At 69.2% G+C, this 25,326-nt stretch carries 21 protein-coding genes and 1 pseudogene; 7 read left to right on the top strand and 15 right to left on the bottom strand.

The annotated features are described in order from the left end of the window. Positions 1-2: 2 nt before the first annotated feature. The 3 genes from ACF1GV_RS08960 to ACF1GV_RS08950 are packed head-to-tail and all read right to left on the bottom strand — an operon-like array spanning position 3 to position 4,398. Entirely contained in the window at positions 3-1,838 is a 1,836-nt protein-coding gene (locus ACF1GV_RS08960) for a dipeptide/oligopeptide/nickel ABC transporter permease/ATP-binding protein (protein ID WP_391679423.1), read from the bottom strand. After that, complete coding sequence (locus tag ACF1GV_RS08955; protein WP_391679421.1) at positions 1,838-2,818, bottom strand: ABC transporter permease; 981 nt, start codon at positions 2,816-2,818, stop codon at positions 1,838-1,840. Before ACF1GV_RS08955 ends, ACF1GV_RS08960 begins: the two co-directional genes overlap by 1 nt. Before the next feature lie 11 nt (positions 2,819-2,829). Beyond that, positions 2,830-4,398, bottom strand: a complete 1,569-nt coding sequence (locus tag ACF1GV_RS08950; RefSeq protein ID WP_391679418.1) for an ABC transporter substrate-binding protein — start codon at positions 4,396-4,398, stop codon at positions 2,830-2,832. A gap of 118 nt (positions 4,399-4,516) precedes the next feature. On the opposite strand from ACF1GV_RS08950, the gene ACF1GV_RS08945 reads away from it, so the two are divergent. The 3 genes from ACF1GV_RS08945 to ACF1GV_RS08935 all read left to right on the top strand — a co-directional run bounded on the left by ACF1GV_RS08945 (position 4,517) and on the right by ACF1GV_RS08935 (position 8,930). Next, positions 4,517-5,584, top strand: a complete 1,068-nt coding sequence (locus ACF1GV_RS08945; protein ID WP_391679415.1) for an Lrp/AsnC family transcriptional regulator — start codon at positions 4,517-4,519, stop codon at positions 5,582-5,584. A gap of 181 nt (positions 5,585-5,765) precedes the next feature. Next, entirely contained in the window at positions 5,766-7,202 is a 1,437-nt protein-coding gene (locus ACF1GV_RS08940; protein ID WP_391679412.1) for an amidase, read from the top strand. A gap of 717 nt (positions 7,203-7,919) precedes the next feature. Beyond that, entirely contained in the window at positions 7,920-8,930 is a 1,011-nt protein-coding gene (locus tag ACF1GV_RS08935) for an IS110 family transposase (RefSeq protein WP_391679406.1), read from the top strand. A 313-nt stretch (positions 8,931-9,243) separates the two neighbouring features. Here the strand turns inward: ACF1GV_RS08935 and ACF1GV_RS08930 are convergent, their stop codons facing one another. From ACF1GV_RS08930 to ACF1GV_RS08920, 3 genes are all read right to left on the bottom strand, one after another. Next, the gene (locus ACF1GV_RS08930; RefSeq protein WP_391679403.1) at positions 9,244-9,705 is read right to left on the bottom strand and encodes a hypothetical protein; all 462 of its coding nucleotides are present in this window, start codon (positions 9,703-9,705) and stop codon (positions 9,244-9,246) included. Then, the gene (locus ACF1GV_RS08925) at positions 9,702-10,094 is read right to left on the bottom strand and encodes a hypothetical protein (RefSeq protein WP_391679400.1); all 393 of its coding nucleotides are present in this window, start codon (positions 10,092-10,094) and stop codon (positions 9,702-9,704) included. The genes ACF1GV_RS08930 and ACF1GV_RS08925 overlap by 4 nt, the downstream gene beginning before the upstream one ends. A 532-nt stretch (positions 10,095-10,626) precedes the next feature. Continuing rightward, positions 10,627-11,019 (bottom strand): SMI1/KNR4 family protein, encoded by a 393-nt coding sequence (locus ACF1GV_RS08920; RefSeq protein WP_391679648.1) that lies wholly within the window; start codon positions 11,017-11,019, stop codon positions 10,627-10,629. A 959-nt stretch (positions 11,020-11,978) separates the two neighbouring features. On the opposite strand from ACF1GV_RS08920, the gene ACF1GV_RS08915 reads away from it, so the two are divergent. Continuing rightward, positions 11,979-12,515: a nuclear transport factor 2 family protein gene (locus ACF1GV_RS08915; protein WP_391679398.1), complete on the top strand. Its 537-nt coding sequence runs from the start codon at positions 11,979-11,981 to the stop codon at positions 12,513-12,515. Between the two features lie 202 nt (positions 12,516-12,717). Here ACF1GV_RS08915 and ACF1GV_RS08910 read toward each other — a convergent pair whose 3' ends face one another. The 9 genes and pseudogenes from ACF1GV_RS08910 to ACF1GV_RS08870 all read right to left on the bottom strand — a co-directional run. Further along, on the bottom strand, positions 12,718-13,026 hold the full coding sequence (locus ACF1GV_RS08910; protein ID WP_391679395.1) for a hypothetical protein: 309 nt from the start codon (positions 13,024-13,026) through the stop codon (positions 12,718-12,720). A gap of 346 nt (positions 13,027-13,372) precedes the next feature. Beyond that, positions 13,373-14,293, bottom strand: a complete 921-nt coding sequence (locus tag ACF1GV_RS08905) for a carbohydrate ABC transporter permease (protein ID WP_391679393.1) — start codon at positions 14,291-14,293, stop codon at positions 13,373-13,375. 2 nt (positions 14,294-14,295) lie between these two features. Then, complete coding sequence (locus ACF1GV_RS08900) at positions 14,296-15,189, bottom strand: carbohydrate ABC transporter permease (RefSeq protein ID WP_391679390.1); 894 nt, start codon at positions 15,187-15,189, stop codon at positions 14,296-14,298. A gap of 100 nt (positions 15,190-15,289) precedes the next feature. Then, entirely contained in the window at positions 15,290-16,603 is a 1,314-nt protein-coding gene (locus tag ACF1GV_RS08895) for an ABC transporter substrate-binding protein (protein WP_391679387.1), read from the bottom strand. A gap of 33 nt (positions 16,604-16,636) precedes the next feature. Next, a complete protein-coding gene (locus ACF1GV_RS08890; protein WP_391679385.1) occupies positions 16,637-18,370 on the bottom strand; it encodes an alpha-glucosidase in 1,734 nt (577 codons plus the stop codon). 38 nt (positions 18,371-18,408) lie between these two features. Beyond that, positions 18,409-19,593 (bottom strand): ROK family protein, encoded by a 1,185-nt coding sequence (locus ACF1GV_RS08885; RefSeq protein WP_391679383.1) that lies wholly within the window; start codon positions 19,591-19,593, stop codon positions 18,409-18,411. Between the two features lie 32 nt (positions 19,594-19,625). Beyond that, positions 19,626-21,494: a hypothetical protein gene (locus ACF1GV_RS08880; protein WP_391679381.1), complete on the bottom strand. Its 1,869-nt coding sequence runs from the start codon at positions 21,492-21,494 to the stop codon at positions 19,626-19,628. A gap of 697 nt (positions 21,495-22,191) precedes the next feature. Then, on the bottom strand, positions 22,192-22,401 hold the full coding sequence (locus ACF1GV_RS08875; protein ID WP_391679645.1) for a hypothetical protein: 210 nt from the start codon (positions 22,399-22,401) through the stop codon (positions 22,192-22,194). Continuing rightward, positions 22,396-22,800 (bottom strand): annotated as a pseudogene (locus ACF1GV_RS08870) (fatty acid desaturase family protein); the annotation flags it as partial. The pseudogene ACF1GV_RS08870 and the gene ACF1GV_RS08875, both read right to left, overlap by 6 nt. Positions 22,801-22,967: 167 nt before the next feature. Between ACF1GV_RS08870 and ACF1GV_RS08865 the strand changes: the two are divergent. Genes ACF1GV_RS08865 through pcaC form a run of 3 tightly spaced genes read left to right on the top strand, consistent with a single transcriptional unit; the run spans position 22,968 to position 25,289 of the window. Continuing rightward, positions 22,968-23,144 carry a hypothetical protein gene (locus ACF1GV_RS08865; protein ID WP_391679379.1) on the top strand — a complete coding sequence of 59 codons (177 nt, stop codon included), beginning with the start codon at positions 22,968-22,970 and terminating at the stop codon, positions 23,142-23,144. After that, positions 23,141-23,974 (top strand): transposase, encoded by an 834-nt coding sequence (locus ACF1GV_RS08860; RefSeq protein ID WP_391679376.1) that lies wholly within the window; start codon positions 23,141-23,143, stop codon positions 23,972-23,974. Before ACF1GV_RS08865 ends, ACF1GV_RS08860 begins: the two co-directional genes overlap by 4 nt. Before the next feature lie 13 nt (positions 23,975-23,987). Beyond that, positions 23,988-25,289, top strand: a complete 1,302-nt coding sequence (gene pcaC / locus ACF1GV_RS08855; RefSeq protein WP_391679373.1) for a 4-carboxymuconolactone decarboxylase — start codon at positions 23,988-23,990, stop codon at positions 25,287-25,289. Positions 25,290-25,326 lie beyond the last annotated feature (37 nt).

Here is a 25,326-nt window from a genome sequence, read left to right as displayed (position 1 = left end):
GGTCACGCGGGCTGCACCTCCTGGCGTACGGCGTGGCAGGCGACGGCGTCGATCAGTTCGGGCCGTTCACTCGTGCAGGCGTCGAGCGCGACCGGGCAGCGGTCAACGAACGCGCACCCGGCGGGGCGGGCGGCGGGCGCCGGTGGCCGACCGGGGATGGTCGCGAGCAACGAGCGCTCTTCGCCGTGGGGTTCCTCCAGGCGCGGGCTCGCGGCCAGGAGCGCCTTGGTGTACGGGTGCCGGGCGCGGCCCGCTCGTAGATCGGCAGTCGACAGCTCCTCCACTACCCGGCCTGCGTACATCACCAGGACCCGGTGGCACAGGGTGCCGACCACACCGATGTCGTGGGAGATGAACAGGATGCTCGTGCCGCGGGTGCGGTTGATGTCCTTCAGCAGCTCCAGGACCTCCGCCTGGACGGTGACGTCGAGGGCGGTGGTCGGTTCGTCGGCGACGATCAGGCGGGGGCCCGGCAGGACGGCCGCGGCGATCACCGCGCGCTGCCGCATACCGCCGGACAGCTCGTGCGGGTACTGCTTCACGACCCGGGCCGGGTCCGTGATCCTGACCTGTTCCAGAGCCTCGAGGGTACGGTGCAGCGCCTCAGTCCGGGGCACGGCCTGGTGCACCCGGAGCGTCTCGGTGAGCTGACCGCCCATCCGCAGCGCGGGGTTGAAAGAGGCCGACGGATCCTGGAAGACGATGCCGATCTCGGTCGCCAGCCGCTTGGGGTCGGCGGCGGGAGCGGCCAGGTCGAGGTCGCCCAGGGTGAGTTGGGCCGCGTGGGCCGTCAGCCCGTCGGGCAGGAGCCGCGCCACGCTCATCGCCGTGATCGACTTGCCGGAGCCGGACTCGCCGACCAGGCCGACGATCTCGCCGGGCATGACGTGGAAGGAGACGTCGTCGACGAGGCGGGTGCCATCCGGCAGGGCGACGGACAGGCCGTCCACCGTCACCAGCGCGTCCTTCGGGGCTCGGTGCGAGTGCGGAGGTACGACGACGGGTCGGGGCGCCCTGGTCTTCGTACCGCCGCCGCGTGGGTCGAGTGCCGTGGCCAAGCCGTCGCCGACGAAGCCCGCGAGGACGCCGGTGACGGTGATGGCCGCCGCCGGGCCGATCGCCTCGGCCGGGGTGGTGTAGAGGGACTCCAGACCGGAATTGAGCAGCGCGCCCCAGTCGTAGTCCGGCGACTGCACGCCAACGCCGAGGAAGGACAGGCCGGACAGGGCCACGAGGACGTTGGCGAACGCCACCGACAACAGCACCAGCAGCGGCCCGGAGATGTTCGGTAGGAGATGCCGACTGAGCAACCGGGAGGGCGGTACGCCCATCAGGCGGGCCTGGGTGACGAAGTCGCGCTGGGCGACCGAGGCCGCCATGTTCGCGGTGAGGCGGGCGAAGGCGGGCGCGCCGCCCAGGCCGATCGCGAGGATCGAGGCGGTGGGTCCGGTGCCCAGGACCGTGGCGATCACCATCGCCAGCAGCAGCGCCGGGTAGGAGATCATGACGTCGATCAGCCGCAGCCCCAGTTCGCGCACGCGCGGGCCGGACACCCAGACGACGGTGCCGAGGAGGATCCCCGCGACGGCCGCGAGCGCGGTGGCGGCGACGGTCATCTCCAGGGTGAGGCGGGTGGCGACCAGGGTGCGGGCCAGTACGTCGCGGCCGAGGGCGTCCGTGCCGAGCCAGTGCTCGCCGCTCGGATGCGCGCGGGCGTCGCCGCTCAGGGTGGTCGCCTCCCCTTCCCACAGCAGCGGCGCGACGATGCCGAGTACGGCGATCAGGCCCAGCCCGGCGAGGGCCGTGACCAGAGGTGCGTTCCACCGTATGCGGCGCATCAGTGTCCTCCCTTTCCGGTTCCGGCGAGGGTGCGTGGGTCGAGCAGAGCGAGGGCCGCGTCGGCGAGCAGGTTGAGCAGGGCGGCGAGGAGGCCGAGGACCAGGACACAGCCCTGGATCACGGGGTAGTCGCGCACCAGCAGCGCCTCGACGACGCGCTGCCCGATACCGGGCCACGCGAACACCGACTCCACGATGACCGTGCCCCCGAGCAGGCCCGCGAGGATCAGTCCGCCGAGGGTGAGCGTGGCGGTCAGCAGATTCGGCAGGGCATGGCGGGCGTAGAGGCGCAACGGCGGCAGCCGGCGTCCGCGCGCGGTGCGCATGTAGTCCTGGGCCAGGACGTGCGCGGCCTCGGTGCGCACGATGCGGGTCATGACGCACGTGCCGGGCAGGACGAGCGCGGCGACCGGCAGCACCATCGACGAGACGGTCTCGGCGCCTGCCGCCGGGAGCCAGCCGAGCTTGATGGCGAAGCCCAGGACGAGCAAGGTGCCGATGATGTACTCGGGCGTCGCGCCGACCAGACCGGTGACGAAGGTGAACGCCCCGTCGGTGCGGCGGCTGCCGCGCGCGGCGACGGCCAGCCCGATCGGCACCGCGAGCACCAGAACGCCGAGGACGGAGAGGAACGCGATCTCGGCGGTGAAGGGCAGACGGGCGCCGATGATGTCGGCGACGGGCTCCTTCGTCTGGAAGGAGGCGCCCAGATCGCCGCGGAGCAGACCGCTCACATACGTGCCGAACTGCGTGAACAGCGGCCGGTCCAGGCCCAGTTCGTGCCGGGCCCGCTCCACGTCGGCCGGCGCCGCGTCGGCGCCGGCCACCACGCGGGCCGGGTCGCCGGGTATGAGCTGCACCATCAGGAACGTGCCGACGACAAGCGTGACCGCTACCGCGGCGAGCCCGGCTAGGCGCCGTACGAGGAAGGTGCCCCAGGGGCCGAGCAGGCTCGTGCGCCCGGCCCCCGCGGCATCCACAGCGGCCGCCATCAGCCGGTGACCCGGAGCGTGGAGACGGCGACCGAGCCTCCCGGCATCGCGAAGGCGATGCCCTCGCGGGCGACATAGTGCACGTTCACCGTGGCGAGCGGGATGACGTCGTGGGCCTTGAGCAGGGCGTCCTGCGCCTTCTGCCAGGCGGCGCACTTGGCGTTGCGGTCCGTGGTGGAGGTGGCGGCGACATAGTGCGCGGCAAAGCCCTTGTTGTCGACCGCGCCGTAGTTCTGGCCGCCCTCGGCCGGTTCGGGGCCCAGGTAGTAGGCGCCGCCGCGCGCGAGGCTGCCGGTGATCAGGGGGAAGACGGTGGCGTCCCAGTCGCCCTGGTTAGCGGTCACGTCGGTGGCCCAGGTGGCGTTGTCGGCGTTGGCGAGCTTCACCTCGGCGCCGGCGGCGCGCAGGGCCTCGGCGACGTAGGAGTTGCCCGCGCCGCCCGCCACCGCGTTCGACCCCTCCAGCTTGATCGAGACACCGGTGAGCGCCTTCTTCGCCGCGGCCGGATCGGTCGAGGTCAGCAGGGAGGTGTCGGTGGAGACGCAGGCGGACTTCTCGTCCACGTACGAGGTCATGACCTGGCCCGCGCCGCCGAACACCTTGTTGAACGCCGTCGCGCTCACCGCCTGGGCGACCGCCTCGCGCACCTTCGGATCGGAGCCGGGACGGCCGGGGCGCTGGTTGAAGGCGATGAAGTTGCGGATGAACGGCACCGACCTGACGGCGTAGGCGTCGTCGCTCGTGAACCGCGCGACATCGGTGCCGGTGAACGGGGCGAGATCCAGGGCCCCGGTCTGGAGCTGGTTGGCGAGGGTCGACTCGTTCTTCGAGATCTGGATCCGCAGGGTGTGGGCGGGCTTCCCGGCGGGCTGCGCGGCGAAGCGCGCGAACGCGTCGTAACCCTTGCGCAGTCTCAGCTCGTACGAGGCGCCACGCTGCGCCTTCACCATCTCGTACGGGCCGGACGCCGCGCCCTTGACGGCGCCCCGGGCGAGCGCGGCGGCACCCGCGTCGAGTCCGGCCTTGCAGATGATCCCGGCGCCGGTGCCGGCCAGGCCGGTGAGGACCTCGCCCCAGGGGGTGGCGGTGGTGATGGTGACGGTGCCGGCCGAGTCGTCGCCCGTGATCGTGGTCTTCTTTCCGGCGTTCGCCGCGCCGAAGGTCAGCAGCGCGCCGGCCGAGGTCGCCCGGAAGTGCTCCAGCGAGGCGACGACCTGCGAGGCGGTCAGCGCCGAACCGTCGGAGCAGGTCAGCCCCTTCTTCAGCGTCAGGGTCGTCTTCGTCGGCGTGGACGTCCACGATTCGGCGAGCCCGGCGACGAACGTGCCTCCGTCGTCCTGGCCCAGCAGCGGCTGGTACAGCAGCGACGTGATCACGTAGTCGGTAGCGCCCGCGCCCTTGGCGGGGTCGAACGAGGTGACGTCAGAAGTCACGCCGATCCTGACGGTGCCGCCGCTCTTGCCGTCGCCCGACGAAGGGCCGTCGGCGGAGCCGGTCGTGCAGGCGGTGGCCAGGAGCGAGGCGGCGGCGGCCACGGAGGCACCGGCGAGGAACCGCGAACGATGCATGAAGGAACTCCCCAGGGCTGAGGGCGGAGCGGGGGGTGCGGTGTGATGCGGGATACAGAACAGGCCACTTCCCGGCCCGGCCCGAAATTGCAAGAATCCGCGACCGGAGGCTGATCGAATGCAGGAATCCGCACCATCTGCCGCCCCGGGTACGGGCGACACCCCGTCCCGGGGAACACTCGATGAACTCGACCTCGCGCTCGTCAACGCGCTGCAGATGGCACCCCGCGCCCCCTGGGCGCAGCTCGCCCGGCCCCTCGGCGTGGACGCCGCGACGCTCTCACGTCGCTGGGCCCGGCTGCGTGACTCCGGCGCCGCCTGGGTCACCTGCTACGCGGCGCCCTCCCAAGTGACGTACGGGGCCATGGCCTTGATCGAGGTGTCGTGCGTGCCGCAGGCCCGGGAAGCCCTGGCCGAGCGGCTCGCCCGGCATCCGCAGGCGATGAGCGTGGAGTTGGTGGCCGGATCCTGCGACCTGCTCCTGACCGTGGCCACGGCGACGATGTCGCTGATGAGCGGCTACGTCCTCGCCCTCAGCCGTATCGAGGACGTAACCGCCACCCGCACCCACCTGGTGCAGCACCTGCACCGCGAGGGAAGCGAATGGCGCATGGACTCGCTCTCCCGCGACCAGCAGCGCGACCTGGCGGAAACCGAGGAAGCATCCCATCGGACGGCCGCCGGGGCCACCCTCACGGCGGAGGACCGCGTCCTGCTGTTCGCCGTCGCCGAGGACGGCCGCCGCCCCGTCGCCTCGATCGCCGCCGAACTGGAGCGCCCGGAGTCGACGGTCCGGCGGATGCTGAACTCGCTGCTGCACGGGGGCCGGGCCGTGCTGCGCTGCGACGCCGCCCACCTGCACGCGGGCTGGCGCAGCACGGCCACGCTCTGGATGTCCGTACCGCCCGCGCAGCTCACCCGCGCCGGGGATGAGCTGTGCCGGATGCGGGACACCCGCATGGCGGCGTCGGTGTCCTCCGAGGCCAACCTGCTGACCGTCGTATGGCTGCACTCCCTCGACGACCTCGCCCGCTACGAGACCCAGGTCGCCGCCAGGATCCCCGCGACGCGGGTGCTGAACCGTACGGTCACCCTGCGCTGGGTCAAGCGCATGGGCCGCCTGCTCGCCGACGACGGCCGCAGCACCGGCTGCGTCCCGATCGACGTCTGGCACCCGGTCGCCTGAACTTCACGAGGTCTGGCACCCGGTCGCCCGATTCGCCCCTCCCGAGCCTGCTGCGCTTTCCGGCACCTGACCCCCGCCCCTGGCGGATCCGTGCAATCCGGCGGGGCGGCGGGGCCGGTCCCCGAGGCTGACGGCACCGCCAGACGGCCCGCCCCGGGCCCACGAGCGAGAGGGGAAACCCATGCCGCCCACCGACCTCGGCTATCTCAGCGCCACCGAGGCGCTGAGGCTCTTCACCCGCCGCGAGCTGTCGCCCGTCGAGCTGATGCGGGCCGTCATCGAACGCGCCGAGAAGGTCGAACCGCGGATCAACGCCTTCACCGAACGCCTCTTCGACCAGGCGCTGGGACAGGCCCGGCACGCAGAGGACCGCTATCTAGGCAGGAACGGCCTCGCCCCCCGCCCCCTCGAAGGCATTCCGGTCGCGGCGAAGGAGAAGCACGCGATCCTGGGCCGTTCCCTGACCGAGGGCTCCCTCAGCAAAGAGGGAGACATCGCCACCGAGAACCACCCAGCGGTCGACCGCATCCTCGACGCCGGTGGGATCATCCATGCCCGCACCACCACCCCCGAGTTCTCCCTCGCCACCTACACGCACTCCCGCATGTGGGGCATCACGCGCAACCCCTGGAACCCGGACTTCACCCCGGGCGGCTCTTCCGGCGGCTCCGGCGCGTCCCTCGCGGCCGGTACGTCCCTGCTCGCCTCGGCCTCCGACATCGGCGGCTCCACCCGCATCCCGGCCGCGTTCACCGGCACCGTCGGCTTCAAGGCCCCCTACGGCCGCAACCCCGGCCTCGGTGTGCTCACGGCCGACCACTACCGGGGCGACGGCCCGATGGGTCGTACCGTGGACGACGTCATCGCCTTCCAGAACGTCCTGTCAGGACCCGACCCCCGCGACCACGCCTCGATCGGCCCCAAGCTCACCCTGCCCACCACGTACGAGGACGTGACCGGGATGCGGATCGCCTTGTGCGTCCGCCTCGGCGAGTACGACGTCCACCCGGAGATGGAGGCCGGTACCCGGGCGGCAGCCCAGGCCCTCGCCGACGCCGGCGCCACCGTGGAGGAGATCACCCTCCCCTGGACCCACCACGACCTGCTGACCGCGATCGCAGGCCACTTCTCCACCATCTTCGGCGCCGTCGTCATCGAGGCCGCCGAAACCCACCGCGACCTGCTCAGCCCGTACGCGGTCGCCTTCGCGGACGTCATGTCGTACGCTCGCACCCAGGCGAGCTACCTCGACTCCCTGCGCGCCGAACACCGGCTCCAGCGCCAACTCGCCACCGCCATGGCCGGATTCGACGCCCTGCTCTGCCCCACCACCGCCGTCCCCGGCTGGCACGCGGGCGACGACCTCACGGGCGACAAGGTCGTGGTGCACGGCGAGGAAGTCGCGGACACCTTGTGGTGTGCCATGACCAACCCGTTCAACATCAACAACCGCTGCCCGGTCCTCAACGTCCCCTCGGGCATGTCGAGCTGGGGCCTCCCCACCGGCCTCCAGATCGTCGGCCACCCCTACGACGACCCGACCGTCTTCCGCGTCGGCAAAGCCCTGGAGACCACACGGCCCTGGTCGTACGCACCCGTCCAGGACCGTCTCGCCTGACCGGCTCACGCCCGTTGCGCTGACGCTTACCTGGAACAAAGGCCACACCGTCGACCGCGAACATCAACAGCCGTCCGTGGGCGTCCGGGCCAGTCCAGGATGGGCGCGTAATGCCAGATCAAGGCATCCTGGTCCGGGGGAGTCGACGCAGTCCGGTGCGGTGAGAGGCCGGGTTCCATTGCTCCGGGCGTTGAGGTGCTGTCGAAGGGGGCGAGGGATCCGCCGATCGGCTCGCCGCTCTTGCCGCTGGCGACCCCTGATCGCGTAGCTTGCCTTCGTGTGCTGTTTTTGCTCGTCCGGGATCAGGTTCGGGGTGTTGCGTGAAGGGGGTTGAGCAGGTCCTGCGGTTCCTGAGCGGTAGCGAGATGGGGGGCGGGAGGATGGGTGGGTGCTGTCCCGGGCCCATGGTCTGACTCATGATATTTCTGACCGAAGTGTCCTGCTGTCACAGTGTCGGCCGGTGGTCGGGGACGGTGCGTTGCCGGTGCCGGGCCGGCGGGGTGTGTCCCGATAGGGGCCTGTCGACAGTTGCGGCGTCCTCACGATTCTGACCGCCCGACGCGGCCCGGTACCGGCAACGCGACGCGACATCGGACCGGAAGGGAAAGGGGCATGTGCAGTTCGACACTGCCCGGTACGACGCCTGCTCCGCGGGCCCGCCGTCGTCGCCCGGCGGGGGAAGTGGTGCTGGGCGTGGACACACACCGGGACGTCCACGTGGCTGCGGTGCTCTCCTTGACGGGGGCGCTGCTTGCCTCTGACGAGTTCCCGGCCACCGCGGCTGGATACCGGGATCTGCTGAAGTGGGCGAGGAAGTCGGGAACCGTGGAGCGGGCCGGCGTGGAGGGGACCGGCTCCTATGGGGCGTCCCTGTCCCGCTATCTGCTGGCCCAGGGCGTGGACGTGTTTGACGTGAATCGGATGGATCGGGCGGATCGTCGGCGGCGCGGTAAAACGGATCCGCTCGATGCCCAGAATGCGGCGCGAGCCGTGTTGAGCGGGCGGGCCCGCGCCCGGGCCAAAACGGGCGACGGGCCGGTGCAGGTTGCGAGAATGTACAAACTCACGAAGGCATCGGCTGTCAAAGCCCGCACCCAGGCCATCAATCAGCTCAAGGCCGTCCTTGTTACTGCTGATCCCGCTTTACGGGCAGAGCTGGCCGGACTGGGCAATGCCGAACTCCTCCGTACCTGTGCACGGTTCGCGGACGCGAGCAGTTGCGAGGAGGTCGGCGAGGAGTCGGTGCTGCAGGCCACTCGGATCACGTTGGGCTGGCTGGCTCACCGGATCGGCCAGCTCTCCGAGCAGATCCGGGACGTGGAGACTCGTCTTGCCCGGCTCGTGGAATGCCATGCCCCGCAGCTGCTCGACGTGGTGGGGATCGGCCCGGACACGGCGGTCACGTTGCTGATCACGGTGGGGGACAACCCAGACCGCCTGGACAGCGAGGCGTCCTTCGCCGCGCTGTGCGGGGTCAGCCCTGTCGAGCGTTCCTCGGGACGCCGGCAGTTCCGTCGCCTCAACCGAGGCGGCGACCGTCAGGCCAACGCCGCGCTCCACCGCATCGTGTTCACCCGCCTGCGGGTGGACCCGCGCACCCAGGACTACTACGAGCGCCGCATCAAGGAGGGCAAGACCCGGCGCGAAATCGTCCGTTGCCTCAAACGCTATGCTGCCCGCGAGGTCTTCCACCTGGTCAAACAGCTACAGCCAGCACCCTGCTCATAGGGGCTGTGATACGGCGAGGCGCCGGTGTCCGCCCTGGCGGCCCCTCTGCGCGGAGCCGCGAGACGACGAAGCCGCATCGGAGTGCTCCCGGTGCGGCTTCGTCTCGAATTCGACTGTCCTGGCGCGCATGACGCGCTTGGCTCCTCATGCAGTTCGTGTTCCTGCGATGCACTCGAGGACGCTGGATTTGCGATCGCAGCCGGCGAGACGGAGATCCGTGAGGCGAGATGGGGATCCGTAAGCAGTCACGCAGATCACGCCACCGGTGCCGGCCGCCCCGCGGATCTGGTCGTCGGTGAGGTTGCGTCTCGCGTCAGCGGGTGCGCTTGGCCAGGCGACCGGCGAGGGCTTGGCGAACGTGTTCGTAGCGCGCCCGGTCGCGCTCGACATATTCGAGGATCTCGAGTGCGGTCTCGGTATCGCCGCGTGTCGCCTCCCGGTAGATCAGCCAGATGCCGTCGCGTACCTGTTCGTGGATTTCCGCAGTGACGCTCTCGTCGGCCTCCCCCAGGACGAGGCGCCAGAGGGCCAGCAGCAGTTCCTCGACGACGACGGGCGCCAGGTCTTCCTGGAACGCGGCCATGATGACCCCTGCCGCAGGCGCGGCTACAGGGGCAACCATCGCCTGGTCCTCGACGTGTCCCTCGAGTGTTGCCACGCCCATCTCGGCGAGCGACCGAGCGGAGATGATCCGCCGCATGTCCTCCCCGACATGGCCGCCCTCACCGCACCGGCACTCGTACGCCCCCCAGTCAATCCGGGAGAGCTCGATCATCCAGGGGGCCAACGCCGTTCCTTTCGGTAAGCACCTTCAAGTTTGCTCGAATCAGGCAGCAGGACCTCGCAAACGTCGCAGATCGCCTTCTCCTGCCATATCTTCCCCATGCAGTCCTTGAGGTTCTCGAGCCGCATGGCAGGGGTGAAAACTGCAAGATCCGGGTCCCAATTGGTGACCTCAAGGATGGTGATCTCGGCGCAGCTTCCATGGCCGGAGCAGGTGGTGGCGATCTCCCCGGTCTGAGTGTGGACCGCGGCGGTCCAAGTGGCCACGCGCGCCGCGCCGGCGGATTGTCCCGACACCGCGTCGCGCAGAGCAGCAGCGTCGCCGAGCCGCTCGTCCAGCGTCCAGTCCCCGAAAGCTTGCTGCCGATGCACGGTGGGCATAGCGCCTGTTCGCTTACCCCGCGTGCCTGTCTTGGCATCGCCGTAGCGGTAACCGTGCGGACCCCGCTGCGGGTTGGCCCCCTTCGTACCCGCGGCGCCGGTGGCTGGGGCGTCAGGCTGGGAGGCCGCACTGGACGCAGATTCCGCTGCGTCCTGGGGCGTGGCCTTCTCAGGAGCCGCCGCATTACCGCCGGCCGCGTCATGGGCCGCTTCAGTGGGGCCTGTGCGCGGAGCCGTGAGACGACGAAGCCGCACCGGAAGGCTCCGGTGCGGCTTCGTCGTGAGATCGGCTGCGCTGTCGGGCGACGCGGTCGGCACCTCTGCGGCCTATCCTTGTGGCGCTTTGTGGCCCGCTGCCTTTGTGATTGCCCTCGCCAACGTGTCTAGCAGCCGGGTTTGTCAGGCGTTTTGTTGCACTGAGTTGGGACGGTGCAGACCAGTATGAATGCTTGGCCGACTCTCGCTGCGCTGGGCGGCCTGATATCCCGCCACCCCTGCTAGTAGCTTTCGTACCAGTCATCCCCGCCCTGGTTCAGTCGGCGGGAAAGGTAGTCCTGCAAATTGTTGGCGACCCACTTGCGACTGTCGCTCTCGTGCTGCCAAACGAAGATGTCCGGTCGCGCCGGGCGCAGCACGAGGCGAACTGGTCCCCGCCTCCATTGTCGCCGAAGAAGAGAAATGGATCGAAGGGCATGTAGAGCTCGACGAAGGAGCGTTCCCGACGGAATCTCAGGTTGTCCCGGACAATTCTTTCCAAGGACCAAACGGCGTCCGAACTCGTGCGTCCAGTGATTCCGTCGGTCTCCGACAAGAGGTTTTTCAGCTCCTGTGGAAGGGATTCCCCCAGCGAGCGCTCCGCTTCCTCAAGGTCGACGGAAAGGACAGGGTCCCTGAATGTAGCGCCGACGTAGGCCTCGGCAGCCAACGTCTTTCCACACTGGGGATTCCCTTCACTCAAGCTTCACTCCGCAACAGGATACAACATTCGATCAACTAGCGGATCCGAGGCTCGAATTCCCCACCCACGAAATCGTCGATGAACGTAGCATAGTCCAAAATCTCCTGCCTCGTGGCCGTCGGATGAGTGTTGTAAAAGCCGTTCCACAGAATTTCGTATGCGGCTTAGGTGGAGCTCGCTGTTGACGCTGCTCGGGATCCCCCGCAGGTTTTTCGGTGCGTTGAGTTCGTCAATGGTGAATAGCCCGGGGTATCTTTTCAGAACCTGTCGCTCCACTGCATGGTGGACCCACTATCCGCTACTCGCCTTCACGCTTGGGTTCGCGGTAAAGAAATTGGCCCGGTAGTCCGCGCTTACCGGGGCGCCGTTGCCGACGGCAGCGGGCCTTCTGGTCGGAATGTCCCCGCTGACTGCGTCTCCGCACTTGTTGTTCTCCGGCCCGCAGAAGGAGATCGGCGACTCGGTGACGCTCCCGGTCCCCGGCGCAGGTCCGGCACCTCCCCTGCCCCTCACCAGGAAGGAACCCGGTCCGGATGCTCGCGCAAGCGTCTTGTCGTAGCGGGTGGCGATGCCTCGCCAGTCCTTCATCTTGTTGATGGCCCGCTCGACCGTGTTGCGGTCGCGGTAGAGATTGGCGTTGTGGGTGACGGGCCTGCCGCCACGTCTGCCTTTCTTCTGCCGGTGCGGAATCGCCAGATCACCCCCTCGCGGCTGGCAGTAGAGCCCTGGGGCGGCCGCCGTGGGTTAAGTCGGCGGAGCCAGACCTCGGCCGTGACCGCAAGGGCGCCAGCCGGGGGAGGTGGGCGCGGCTCGCGTCGGGAGATCCGCTCAACATGGTTGGTCCCGCTCGGCGTGTTTCGGCCAGGCGCGCGTCGGCGCGGTAAAAGATCGGTGCGGCCAGCTGTCTGACCTCGAGGAGGTTGCTCGTGACCGCCGCCCAGGACCTGGAGCGCATCTGGGAGCTCCATATCAGCAACGAATTCGTCACGCTCGATGTCGATGCGGCCATGGCCACGATGACGGACTCACCTGAGGTGCTCCATGTGCCCACAGCCATGGGCGCCCGCGGCAGGCTGGCCGTCCGGGACTTCTACGCCCGCTGGTTCGTAGGACACAATCCGCAGGACTTCACGATCACATCGCTGAGCCGCACCACGGGACGCGACCGCATCGTCGATGAAATGCTGATCTCGTTCACCCATGACAGCCAGGTGCCCTGGATCCTTCCGGGGGTGGCCCCGACTGGGCGCCCCGTCAGCATCGCCGTGATCGCCATCGTGACTTTCGAGGGCTCCTTGATCTCGAGCGAGCACATCTACTGGGACCAGGCATCGGTCCTCAGCCAAACGCAACTCATCGAGCCCGCGGCGCTGTCACGGCTGCCCGTCGTGACGGACCAGCGTGCGACCCTGACAGACGGCCCCCTCAATCAGCTGGTAGACAGGGGCAACCGCTTGCCGTGAGGTCTGGCCGGAGCGGCGCTATGGCCGCAGCCGTGTAGAAAGCCTTCAGCGTCGACATGTCAGCCGCGTGGTGCTGCTTGGAGGTACGTCGTAGGGTCCTGCGGATCAGGTGGACCTTGCTGGTCAGCCCGCCGCACGAACGCCCGAGCCGGGCGGCCTCAGGCGGACCCGGCGCCTGCGCCGGATCCGCCGCCGCTCTCGTCTACGCGGGTCGGACTCGTCCGCCTCGTCCTCGGCCTAAGGTGCACTCGCCGGGACAGCCGGGAGTGATTTCGGTGTTGCCGTCGGCCGGCCGGCGCAGCAGGGTCACCCGGGTGTTCTCGGCAGTGAACGGCCCGGAGCCGATCCGGTACCGCAGCACCAGGTCATCGGTACGCAACGGCAGCCAGCCGTCCTGTTCGGACGTGGTGTAGTGGGGCACGGTGAACTGCCGGTTCAGCACGTTGAAGCTGGGCAGGTCGAGGAAGTCCTTGGTGGAGTACTCCAGGCGTACCACCTTGCAGGTCAGCACCTGAAACCGCGCGTTGCCGGAGAGGACCGTCGCAGGGCCTTCGCGGCCTTGGCCGCGGTCAGGTCCACCTTTGTCGACAGGTCCACCGGTGAGGTGTCGGACGGGCAGGCGCCATGTCCGAGCCGGCCGAGGCCGTCACCGGTTGGACGATGGCCGGTATGGCCAGCGCGGTGGTCACCGCCACGGCGAAGCGCATCCGGGCCGACCGGCGGCGCCGGGCCGGAGCAGGTCCGCGTCTCCTGTCTCGTACGGTCTCGCTGTGTTTCCTCATCGAGGCTCCGTCTCTTTGTGGCGGGAGGGCGGGCTTGGAGAGAGCGTCCAGGTAACCGGGCCGGGGCGTGCCGGCTCACTTCACCGCGCCTGCGGTGACGCCGCGGGTCAGTGAGCGCTGGAAGATGAGGAAGAACGCGACCATGGGGACGACGCCGAGGAGGGCCGCGGCGCTCAGGGCGGTGGGGTCGCTGGTGTACTGGCCGCGCATCCCGGCCAGGGCGAGGGGGACGGTCTGGTGGTCGTTGGAGACGAGCAGGACCAGCGGGTAGAGAAACTCGTTCCAGCTCCAGACGAAGAAGAAGACACACATCACGGACAAGGTGGGCCAGCTCATGGGCAGGACGATGCGCCACAGGATGGTCCAGCGGCCGGCGCCGTCGAGGGAGGCCGCCTCGATCAGCTCACGGGGGAAGCTGCTGTACACGGAGGAGAGCAGATAGGTGCCGAAGGCGCTGTAGGTGATGCCGATCAGCAGTGTGTAGCCGAGCTTCCCGTCGTACAGGCCGAGCTCCTTGAACAGGTAGTAGATCGGGTAGACCAGGCCCTCCTGGGGCAGGACGTTCACGCCCAGGAAGAAGACCAGGAAGGCCGTGCGCCATCGGATACGGCCGATGCCGAGGGCGTAGGCGTTGAACAGGGCCAGGACGACGGCGATGACGACCACGCCGAGGCTGGTCTCGGCGCTGTTCAGCAGCTTCTGTGTGAAGTCGGTTCGCTGCCACACGTCCGCAATGACGCCCCAGTTCCAGCTCCCGGGCCAGGAGAGTGAGCCGTGGGAGCGGAAGTCGCCGCTCGTCTTGAACGAGTTGAGCAGGATGATGAGGAAGGGCGCGAGGAAGACGAGGGTGAAGACGCCGACCGCTATGAGCGTCGCCCAGGACAATGGGGTGCGCCGGGAGCCGGCGGCTTTGCGGCCCTGCGTGGTCGGCCCGGATTCTTCGCGGGCGGCTTCCGGGGCTGCCACGGGCTGGGGTGTCGTCGTGTCGGTGCTCATGGTCATCCGTCCTCGCGGGCCTGGCGGGTCAGGGTGGTGGCGGCGATGACCAGGACGAGAAGCGTCATCGTGCTGGAGATCGCGGAACCGTAGCCGACGTCGGCGCGCTCGAAGAAGTTCTGGTAGGCGAAGTAGGAGGGCACCAGGGTGGCGTTGCCGGGTCCGCCGCCGGTCAGGACGTAGATCTGGGCGAAGACCTTCAGGCCGGCGATGGTGGTGGTGACGAGGACGACGTAGATCTCCGGGCGCAGCAGAGGGACGGTGATGCGGGTGAAGCGGGTCCACCAGGAGGCGCCGTCCAGGTCGGCGGCCTCGTACAGTTCGGGATCGATGCGTTGCAGGCCGGAGAGGAACAGCACCAGCGGATAGCCCAGTTGCATCCAGACCAGGACCGCCAGGACCACCCACAGGGCGAGTTCGGGGTCGCCGAGCCAGTTCTGGGCCAGGGACTTCAGGCCGATCTTGTCCAGGAGGCTGTTGGCCGCGCCCTCCGGGGCCAGGATCCAGCCCCACATCAGGCCGGTGACGGCGACCGGGATGACCTGGGGGAGGTAGAGGCCGGAACGCAGGAGGGTGACCACGCGGTCGCCGTGCTTCTTGCCGACGTAGTCGAAGAGCAGGGCGGAGAGGAAGAGGCCCAGCAGGGTGGGGGCCACGGCCATGCCGACGATGACGAAGCCGATGTTGCGGAAGGACGCCCAGAAGTCGGAGTCCTGCAGGAGGCGGGTGTAGTTGTCCATGCCGGTGAAGGCGGCGGGGCCGATGCCCGTCCACCGGGTGAAGCTGTAGGCGAACGTCATCACCAGCGGAACGACGAGGAACAGCAGGCTCAGCAGCAGGCCCGGCAGGAGGAAGACGGCGTAGCCCGTGGGAAGTGGGCGGCGTTGGGTTTTCACGGTTGCTCCTTGGGGGTGGGGGGCGGCGACGCGGCGGGGAGGAGGCGCCGCCGCCCCCGGACGGGTGCCGGCCGGTGGGTTGGGGCCCGGCGGATGAGCCTCAGTGCCGCGTGGAGACGTACTTGTCGTAGGGCGCGGCGAGTTCGTCCAGGACGGTGTCGGTGCTCGCGCCGTTCATGAGGTTCTGGGTGGCGGCGACCTGGGCGTCGTAGTAGCCCGGGACGGGCCAGTCCGGGTAGAAGGCCAGGCCGTTGGAGTGCTCGTACCGGTCGAAGGCGCCGATGAGCTGCTTCGAGCGGGCGTTGCTGATCTGGTCGGGCTTGACGGCGATCGGCACGTTGCCGTTCTCACCGATCAGTTTCTGGACCCTGTCCGACATCGTGATGTCGATGAAGTCCTCGGCGAGCTTCTTGTTCCGGGCCCTGGTCGGGACGACCCACTGGTTGCCGCCGGAGCCCAGGGTCATCGTGGCGCCCGGGTAGGGGGCGACCGACCACGTGAAGTTCTTGATGTCGTGGGTGAAGCCGCCGAAGAACCAGTTGCCGCTGACCATGATCGGACGCTTGGCGGAGACGAACTGCTCGCTCATGTCGGCGCCCTTGAGGCCGACGTCCTTCTTGTCGAAGTAGCCCTTCTTCAGCCAGTCCTTGTACTTGGTGACCGCCCACGTCCACTCGGGGCCGTGGAAATCGGTCTTGCCCTTGTAGAGCTGGTAGTCGTCGACCCAGGTCTTGTTCGCCTTGGTCAGTGCGAGCAGATAGAGCCAGTGGGAGGCGGGGTACTCGTTGCCCGCGTTGGCGAGGGGGGTGATGCCGGCCTTCTTGAACTTGGCGAGCGCCGCCTCGAAGCTCGCAAGGTCGGTGGGCTTGGCGACGCCGTACTTCTTGAACAGGTCGTCGTTGTAGTACGCGAGGACGAATTCGCCGTAGTTCGGAACGCCGTACCACTTGTCGCCACCCATCTCGCCGTTCGTGTCATAGCGGGCGGTGACGGACGCGTTCTCGCTGATCTTCCTGTCCCAGCCGTGTGCCTTGACGACGGGGGTCAGGTCGGTGAGCAGGCCCTGCTTGGCCAGCAGACCCGTGGTGGCGTTGCCCTTGTTGTATTCCAGGACGTCGGGCGCGCTGTCGGAGTTGAGGATCATGCCGGCGTTCTGCTGGATCTGCTCGAACGTCTTGCGCTCGAAGACGACCTTGACGCCGGGGTGGGTCTTCTTGAACTCGTCGATGGCGGCCGCCCACGCCCTGTCCAGGGCGCCGCCCTGCTCCTCGTAGTGCCACAGCCGGAGAGTCTTGCCCTCCCCGGCGGCGGTGCCGGAACCACCGCAGGCCGCGGCCAGCGGAGCTATCAGGGCGAGGCAGGCCGCTGCCGTCAGCATGCGGCGCCGGGAGACCAGGACAGAGTTGTTGCTCATGGCGGGTTCCTTGCGGTAGAGGGACGGACCGGCTCAAGGAGCGGTGCGGCGGTGAACGCGTGCTTCCCACGGCAGCAGGGTGTGGTGGGTGGTCAGCGGTGCTGCCATGGGGATGTTGGCGAGGAGGAGTTCGGTGCCCTGCCAGCCGTCGGGGACGGTCACCGGCACGGAACAGCCCGTGAAGTTGGCCAGGACGAGGAGTTCGGTGGTGTCGTCGGCACGGGTGAAGGCGTAGATCTGCTCGTCGTCGGGCAACAGCATCCGGAAGTCGCCGTCCGTCACGACGGGTTCGGTGTGACGTAGGTCGATCAGCCGGCGGTAGTGGTGGAAGACGGAGCAGGGGTCGGCGAGCTGTTCCTTGGCGTTGACATGGCGGTGGTCGGGATTGACCGCGATCCACGGCTCACCGGCCGTGAAGCCGGCGTGGTCGGTGGTGTCCCACTGCATGGGCGTGCGGGCGTTGTCGCGGCCGCGCGCTCGCAGCCCGGCCAGGACCCTCTCCTCGTCGACGCCCAGTGCACGCTGCTCGCGGTAGTGGTTGAGGGATTCGATGTCACGGAAGTCGTCGATGGAGGTGAACGGGGCGTTGACCATGCCCAGTTCTTCGCCCTGGTAGATGAAGGGCGTGCCCCGGTGCAGGTGCAGCACGGTCGCCAGCATGGTGGCCGAACGCGCCCGCAGGACGGGGTCGCTGTCGTCGCCGAAACGTGAGACGACCCGCGGCTGGTCGTGGTTGTTCCAGTACAGGCTGTTCCAGCCGGCCTCGGCCAGACCGGTCTGCCAGCGGCCCAGGCTGGCCTTGAGGTCGCTCAGCTTCAGGGGGCGCACGTCGAACTTGCCGCCGGGTCCCTGGTCGAGTCCGACGTGCTCGAACTGGAAGACCATGTCCAGCTCCCGCCGGGCCGGGTCGGTGAACAGCCTCGCCTCGTCGACCGTGACGCCGGGCATCTCACCGACGCACAGCAGCCGACGCGGGTGGCCTGCGAACACCTCGCGGTGCATCTCGGCGAGGTACTCGTGGATGCGTGGCCCGCAGACGTAGAAGGGGCTGCCGTCCCCGAAGCGGCCGCCCTCGGGGACGATCCCGTCGGGCAGGGCCGGGTCCTTGGAGATGAGGTTGATGACGTCCATGCGGAAGCCGTCCACCCCCCGCTCCAGCCACCAGCGCATCATGGCGTGCACGGCCTGCCGCACCTCGGGGTTGTCCCAGTTCAGGTCGGGCTGCTTGCGGGAGAAGAGGTGCAGGTAGTACTCGCCCGACGCCTCGTCGAAGGTCCAGGCGGACCCGGAGAAGAACGATCCCCAGTTGTTGGGTTCCGCGCCCGGCGTGCCCGGCTCCATGCCCTGGCGAGGCGGGCGCCAGATGTACCAGTCACGCCGGGGGCCTTCCCGGCCGCCGTCACGGGAAGCGGTGAACCAGGGGTGTTCGTCGGAGGTGTGGTTGACGACCAGGTCCATCACCAGCTTCATGCCGCGAGCGTGGGCGGCCGACAGCAGCCGGTCGAAGTCGGCGAGCGTGCCGAACACGGGGTCGATGTCCTGGTAGTCGCTGATGTCGTACCCGTTGTCGTCGTGGGGGGAGGGGTAGACGGGTGACAGCCACAGCACGTCGACACCGAGTTCTGCCAGGTAGTCCAGACGCTCTGTGATCCCCGGGAGGTCGCCGATGCCGTCCGCGTTGGAGTCCGCGAAGGAGCGCGGGTAGATCTGATAGACCACCGCGTTCTTCCACCAGGCGGGAGTGTCGGCGGGCATGTTCAGGAGCACGTCAGTAACCTCGTGTCGGGGTGATCGTCGGATGGGCGTCAGGAGATGGCGGAGCCGACGGCTTCGCGGATCACGAGGCAGGCCGCGCCGCGCGCCCACAGGTCATGGGTGACCGGGTCGATGTGGATCTCGCAGTCGCGAGCGGCGTCGGAGAAGGCGTACGTCTGGAGGGCCTGCTGCATGGCAGGGCCGAACAGATCGTGGGCCACGGCTCCTTCGCCGGCGATGATGATCTTCTGCAGGTTGAGCAGGTTGCACAGGCCCGCCAGTCCCCGTCCCAGCGCGGCGCCGGCCTCGGTGAAGGCGGCGCGGGCGACGGTCCGGGCGGCGGCGTGGTCGCCGCGGGCCAGGGCGATGGCGTCGGTGATGGTGGTGCAGTCGGCGATGCCGCCGTCCTGGATGTGCCGCAGCACGGCCCGGTCGCCGGCCAGCGCCTCGAGGCAGCCGCGGCGACCGCAGCTGCACATCGGGCCGGCCGGGTCCAGCGGAAGGTGGCCGAGTTCGCCGGCCATGCCGCTCGCGCCGGCGTAGAGATTGCCGCCCAGCAGGAGACCGCAACCGATACCGGGTCCCACCGTGACGACGGCGAAGGAGTCGACGTCCCGGCCGGCTCCGAACCACCGCTCGGCGACGACGAGGGTGTTGACGTCGTTGTTGACGGTGACCATCAGGCCCGTCGCCTGCGACAGGGGGCCGGCCACGTCGACCTTCGTCCAGCCCAGCAGGGCGGAGTAGCGGCAGATGCCGGACGCGGAGTCGACGTGACCGCTGACTCCCACTCCGATGCCCAACACCCGGTCCGCCGCCTGCGGCGCCTGCTCCAGCAGCGCCGAGGCCAGTGCCGCGGCGGCGGACAGAGCGGTTTCCGGGCGGCATTCGTCGATCGGTCGCTCGCCCCTGGCCAGCACGTTGGCCGCCATGTCGGTGACCACCCCGGACACCAGCGCCGGCCCGATCTTGATACCGACGACCACGTGTTTGTCGGGGTTGACGTACAGCAGTTTCTGCGGTCGGCCCCGCCCGTGCGGAGCGGCATCCCTCTCCCGCAGGTAGTCGTGCTCGAGCAGGGGCGGCAGCATGCGGGTGACGCTGGAGGGCACCAGTCCCAGTCGCTGGGCGAGCTGGGTGCGTGAGAGCGGACCGGCGGTGAGCACGGTGGCGAAGATCTCCGCGCGGGTCTGCTCACTGACGAGATCCGAGAAGGGGATCGGGGTGGGGCTCATCCCAGGTGCCTCCCAGCGTGGGTGCCGTAACGTCAGCGGGCGGTGACGTCGATGTAGTTCAGCGCTATCGAACCGGTGTCGCCCGCGGTGCGCATGAACGTGACCAGGTTCTCGCCCTCGGCCAGCTTGATTTCACCGCTGAGGGTGGCCCACTTCCCGCCGGTGGCCCCGAAGGTGACCGAGCGGGGTGCGCTGACCACGGTGTGATCGGGCTGCTCGGCGTCGAGGGTGAGCCGGCCCCGCTCCGTGGCCTGGTAGCGCACGCCAAGGCGGTAGGTGCCCGCGTGGGGTGCCCTGATGGTGAAAGTGACCGACTGGTTCTCGCCGGCGATACGGGCGTAGCCCATCGCCTCGTGCCCGGGCAGCGAGTTGGCGAAGCCGGCACCGCCGCCCCACGCCGCGAACGCCGCCTGGTAGCGGCAGCGGTCGGTGGGGGCGACGGTGACGAACAGGCAGCCGTGGGCGGGCAGTTCGACGGTGACCGTGCTCAGCTCGCCGAGGTCCTGCCGCTTCCACACGTCCCGGACCTTTGCCGTGCCCTTGATGCCGAGCGCGGACAGGTCCAGGGCGCGGGTGGCGGGGGCGTCGGAGCGGTTGAACAGGGCGATCGCCCAGGTGCCGTCGGGCAGCTGGCCCGCCCAGCGTTCGCTGTCACGGCTGGAGGGGTCGTCGGCGTAGGAGGTGCCGTTGTGGAAGTAGGGCTTGCCGACCAGGCCCTGGTGGTGCAGGGCGAGCACCTCGGGGTTGGTGTAGGCCCAGCCGTGGTCGGCGATGTCGGCGTGGGTGTCGGCGATGGCCAGCGGGGAGCCGGCGATGGTCATCAGGGAGACGCAGGTGCGGCGTTCGTCGTCGTTGGCGAAGGTGTGGAGGCGCAGGAAGTCGCCGTCGAGGATGAGCTGGCCGCGTCCGGAGCGGTCGGCGTACCCGGTGAACCCGCCGAAGGGGTTGAACCAGTTCGGCCACATGTTCTGCCAGTCCTGCCGGCCGCCGCTGAGCCGCTCCCAGCCGCCCTTGTCGGCGTCGGCGTTGATGCGCACCATGTCGCCGTAGCGGATCTCCGCCTCGGCGTGCTGGTAGAGGTGCGGCATCACCAGGGACAGTTCCATGTCCTCGCCCGCGGCCTCGTTCATCCAGCTCAGTGCGGTGAGGTAGTTGTCGCGGCCGTGGGGCCGGTTGACGCGGCCGAGGCCGGAGTCGCGGCCGTCCTCGTACCAGGAGAGGAAGTCGACGCGCAGGTAGGGGACGCCGAGGTCCTTGAAGTACCGCACGTATCCCTGGACGTATTCCTTGGCGCCGTCCTTGGTGACGTCGATCCAGTAGAGGCTGTCGCCGCCGATGTCGGACGCGAAGAAGTCACCGTCGACGACGAGATCGGCGATCTTGACGTCCGGTCGGCCGACGACGGTCTTGCCGCGGTCCGCGACGGCGGCCTTGTGCACCCACAGCGGGTTGTAGTAGACGCCGAGCCGCATACCGCGGTCCTCGAGGTAGCGCGCCCAGTAGGCCCAGTCGTGGGTCCAGGAGTCGTTGTAGCTGACGACGTAACCGTGCTCGGTCGTCCTGCTCGATCCCTCGATCCACCCGTCGGTGCAGGCCATCGTGTAGCCGTACGGGGCGAAGTCACGGGCCAGCCAGTCGATGTTGGCCTGCCACTCGTCCTCGGGGATGGGAGCGTTGTGCGGGAAGGCCCAGCCGTAGATGTTCCAGTACAGGGGGCCGGCGCCGGAGCGGGAGAAGACGCTGTTGCGGCCGGCCACCGGCAGGCTGCGGAGACCGGTGCGCTGGGCGGGCAGGCCGGGTGCGGCCGGTTCGGCGGCGAGGGCCGGGGAGGCGGGGACGAGGGCCACGAGGCCCGCTCCGGCTGCGGCGCCGGAGAGAAGGGCCCTTCGGGAAAGTGCCATGGCAAGGCTCCGTCCGTCAGTGGGCAGGGCCGGTGCGACTCGACCGGTTGCCTGCGGATGACGGGAGTGTGTCCTGGCTATTTTTGTGCGTCAAGAAAGTAAATAGGGGTTTACGCAACCGTGACCCAGGGAGCTGGCGGGCGGCTGGCGGGCGGCTTCCCCTTTAAGCAACAGGCGGGAGGTCGTAGAAGGCTGATGCGAGCCCAGGGTCCTTGAGGGTGCGCCTCCCCTCGGCTATTTTTGTGATGCAGCGAAGAAAACAGGGGGTAGCCGGGGCGTGGAAAGGCGTCCTGACGTCCGAGCTGATCCCTCTGCGCACCACTGGAGGCACCAGCCGGTGCGCATGGCCGGCGTGCCTTGGTCACTTACACGAAGGTGCCGAGCCTGGGGCGGCGAGGTACCTCAGCGGGCTGCCGCGGCCACTGGGACGGCAGGCGGCTCCCAGGCCGTCGCGGCGAGCGGTGCGGCGCCCGTCGGCAGACGCGCTCGTTCGGTTGCCTCTTGCCGGTCGGAATGCGAGCGAGCAGCGGCGCGGACGGCGGTCAGCGCCGGGCAGCGGATGCCCGGCTCGGTTCCGAGCCCGCGACACCCGCTGGTACCCTCCGCGTTCCTCTGTGCGCGGCCCGCCCGCCTCCATGCGTGTCGAAGACGCTCCACGGAACCGCCCCACAGTCCTGCGCCTGGGCGCAGGATGCGTTCAGGGCGTGGCGACGAGCGAGTAGTTGGTGGTGAACGCCTGCACTTGAGAGTTCTGTGGGGTGTAAAGGAGCTTTGTTTCGGCGGAGGAGGCGTCGAGGACTACCTTGACGCCAACGTTCGCGGTGATGTTGTTGGTGGCCAGGTAGTTGCGGGCGCCGCCGGCGACCAGGATGATCGTCGGGTCGGAGCCGGCCGGGCTGATGTTCATGAAGGTCCACAGCGGCTGGCCGAGGTGGAACGGCTGCCATTCCTGGTCCTCGTCGACGCGCATGATGCCGTAGCCGAGGTCGTTGTCCTTGCCGATCACGTTGGTGTACGTGTGGTGCAGCTCGTTGTGCGAGTGCTTCCACTGGTCGGACGGCGAGACGTGATCCCACTCCCAGGTGGTGGAGTGGATCTTCGGGTCCCGCATCCAGTCCCACTGGCCGTGCAGGACGTTGTGGCCGATCTCCATGTTGTCCATGATCTTCGCCACGGACAGACCGGCGGTGCCGATCAGCCACGCCGGCGGGAAGATCGAGAACAGCAGCACGCCCCTGCTGACCAACTTGAGCTTGCGCTGCGCCGAGATGACCCTACGGATGTAGGCGGCGTCTTTCTTCCCGCGGCTGACCGTCCGCACGCCCGGTGCCGGCTACGCGATAAGCCGTCGGCCTGAAAGGGAACGAGCGTGATCGGCACACCTCCCGCTTCGCGTTCTCGTCGCCGCCGGTCGGCGAGGGAGGTGGTCCTGGGAGTGGACACGCATGCCCATGTGACCGCTGTCTCTCCCTGGTGGGGGAAGTGATCGGCACCAAGGAGTTCCCGGCCACCGCGGCTGGATACCGAGACCTGCTGGGATGGGCCAGGGCGTCGGGTACGGTGCGCCGGGCCGGAGTGGAAGGGACCGGTTCCTTCGGAGCTGCCCTGTCCCGCTACCTGCTGGCCCAGGGCGTGGACGTTTTCAAGTGAACCGGTTCGACCGGGCCGACCGCCGGCGGCGCGGCAAGTCGGACCCGCTCGATGCCGAGAACGCAGCCCGGGCCGTGCTCAGCGGGCGGGCGCGCGCCCAGGCCAAGACGGGCGACGGGCCAGTGGAGATCGCCCGGATGTACAAGCTGGCCAAGGACTCGGCGGTCAAGGCCCGCACCCAGGCGATCAACCAGCTCAAGGCCGTCCTCATCCGTGCCGATCCGCAGCTGAGGGAGGAACTGTCCGGGCTGGGCAACGCAGAGCTCATCCGCACCTGCGCCGGGCTCGTCGACGACAGCCTGAACCACGAGGCCGACGAAGGGGCGGTGCTCCACGCCACCCACGTCACCCTGTGTCTGCTGGCCCGGCGCATCGGGCAGCTCAGCGAAGAAGTCCGGGACCTGGAAGGCCGCCTGACCCGGCTGGTGGAACGCCACGCTCCCCGGTTGCTTGAGGTAGTGGGCATCGGTCCGGACACAGCCGTCACTTTGCTGATCACGATCGGGGACAACCCGGAACGCCTGAGCAGTGAGGCGTCCTTCGCGGCGCTGTGCGGGGTCATCCCGGCCGAGCGTTCCTCGGGCAGTCGGCAGTACCGTCGCCTGAACCGGGGCGGCGACCGGCAAGCGAACGCGGCCCTGCACCGGATCGTGCAGACTCGCCTGCGCGTTGACCCGCGTACCCAGGACTACGACGAACGCCGCAGCAAGGCGGGCAAGACTCGACGCGAGATGGTCCGAAGCCTCAAGCGCTACGCGGCCGAGAGGTCTGCCACCTGGTCAGACCCGTGCAGTCGTCACCCCCGTCATAGGGGCAGTCGCGATACGTGAGAGGGTCTGACGCGTGAGTGAGACACCGTCGAACACCCTGCAATACCGCTTTGACGGGCCAGAAGAGGCCCCCGTCCTGATCCTGGGTCCCTCACTGGGTACCACATGGCACATGTGGGACCGGCAGGTCCCCGAGCTTGCCAAGCAGTGGCGCGTCCTGCGGTTCGACCTGCCGGGGCACGGCGGCGCGCCCGCCCACCCCGCGGGGTCCGTCGCCGAGCTGACCGCCCGTCTGCTCGCCACCCTCGACGCGCTCGGCGTGCAGCGCTTCGGCTACGCGGGATGCGCCCTCGGCGGTGCCGTCGGCGTGGAGCTGGCGCTGCGCCACCCCGAGCGGGTCGCCTCGCTCGTGCTGATCGCCGCCTCCCCCCGGTTCGGCACCGCCGACGAGTTCCGCCAGCGCGGGGTGATCGTCCGGACCAACGGCCTCGACCCGATCGCCCGTACGTCCCCCGACCGCTGGTTCACGCACGGCTTCGCCGCCGCCCAGCCCGCGATCACCGAGTGGGCCGTGCAGATGGTGCGCACCACCGACCCCGGCTGCTACATCGCCGCCTGCGAGGCACTCGCCGCGTTCGACGTGCGGCCCGAGCTGGGCCGGGTCGGCGTGCCGACTCTGGTACTGGTCGGCTCCGAGGACCAGGTCACCGGCCCCGCCGAGGCGCGCACGCTGGTCGCCGGCATCCCCGACGCCCGACTCGCGGTCGTACCCGGCGCCTCCCATCTGGTTCCGGTGGAACAGCCGGCCGCCGTGACCGATCTGCTGGTCACGCACTTCTCGACGGCCTGGCAGCCCCTCATCGACCCCGGTACCGGCCAGATCGCCATCCCTGCCGCGCCCGTCAAGCCCGTGCTGGCCGCACCGCCCCCGCAGCCGACGGCGCCGATCGCCGAGATCGCGCCGCCCGTGGCGCAGCCCCAGCCCGCCGGGCGGCCCGACCCGTACGACGCGGGGCTCAAGGTACGCCGGGAGGTGCTCGGCGATGCCCACGTCGACCGGGAGCTGGCGCAGGCCGGTGACTTCTCCGGCGACTTCCAGGAGCTTCTCACCCGCTACGCCTGGGGCGAGGTGTGGAACAGACCCGGCCTCGACCGGCGCTCCCGCAGCTGTGTCACCCTGACCGCGCTCGTCGCCGGCGGCCACCTGGAAGAGCTCGCCTTCCACACCCGCGCGGCCCTGCGCAACGGCCTCACCCCGGACGAGATCAAGGAGGTCCTGCTCCAGGCGGCCGTCTACTGCGGCGTCCCCGCGGCGAACAGCGCCTTCCGCGTGGCCCAGCAGGTCATCCTCGAGGAGACCACCCTCGCGGAGTGACCCCGGGGCGGGGTGCGCCACCGCGCCCCGCCCCGCG

It is taken from the genome of Streptomyces sp. NPDC014006 (assembly GCF_043088925.1).
Lineage (GTDB): Bacteria > Actinomycetota > Actinomycetes > Streptomycetales > Streptomycetaceae > Streptomyces.
Note: the sequence above shows the minus strand (reverse complement) of the source record. Positions and strands in the feature narration are given on the sequence as shown.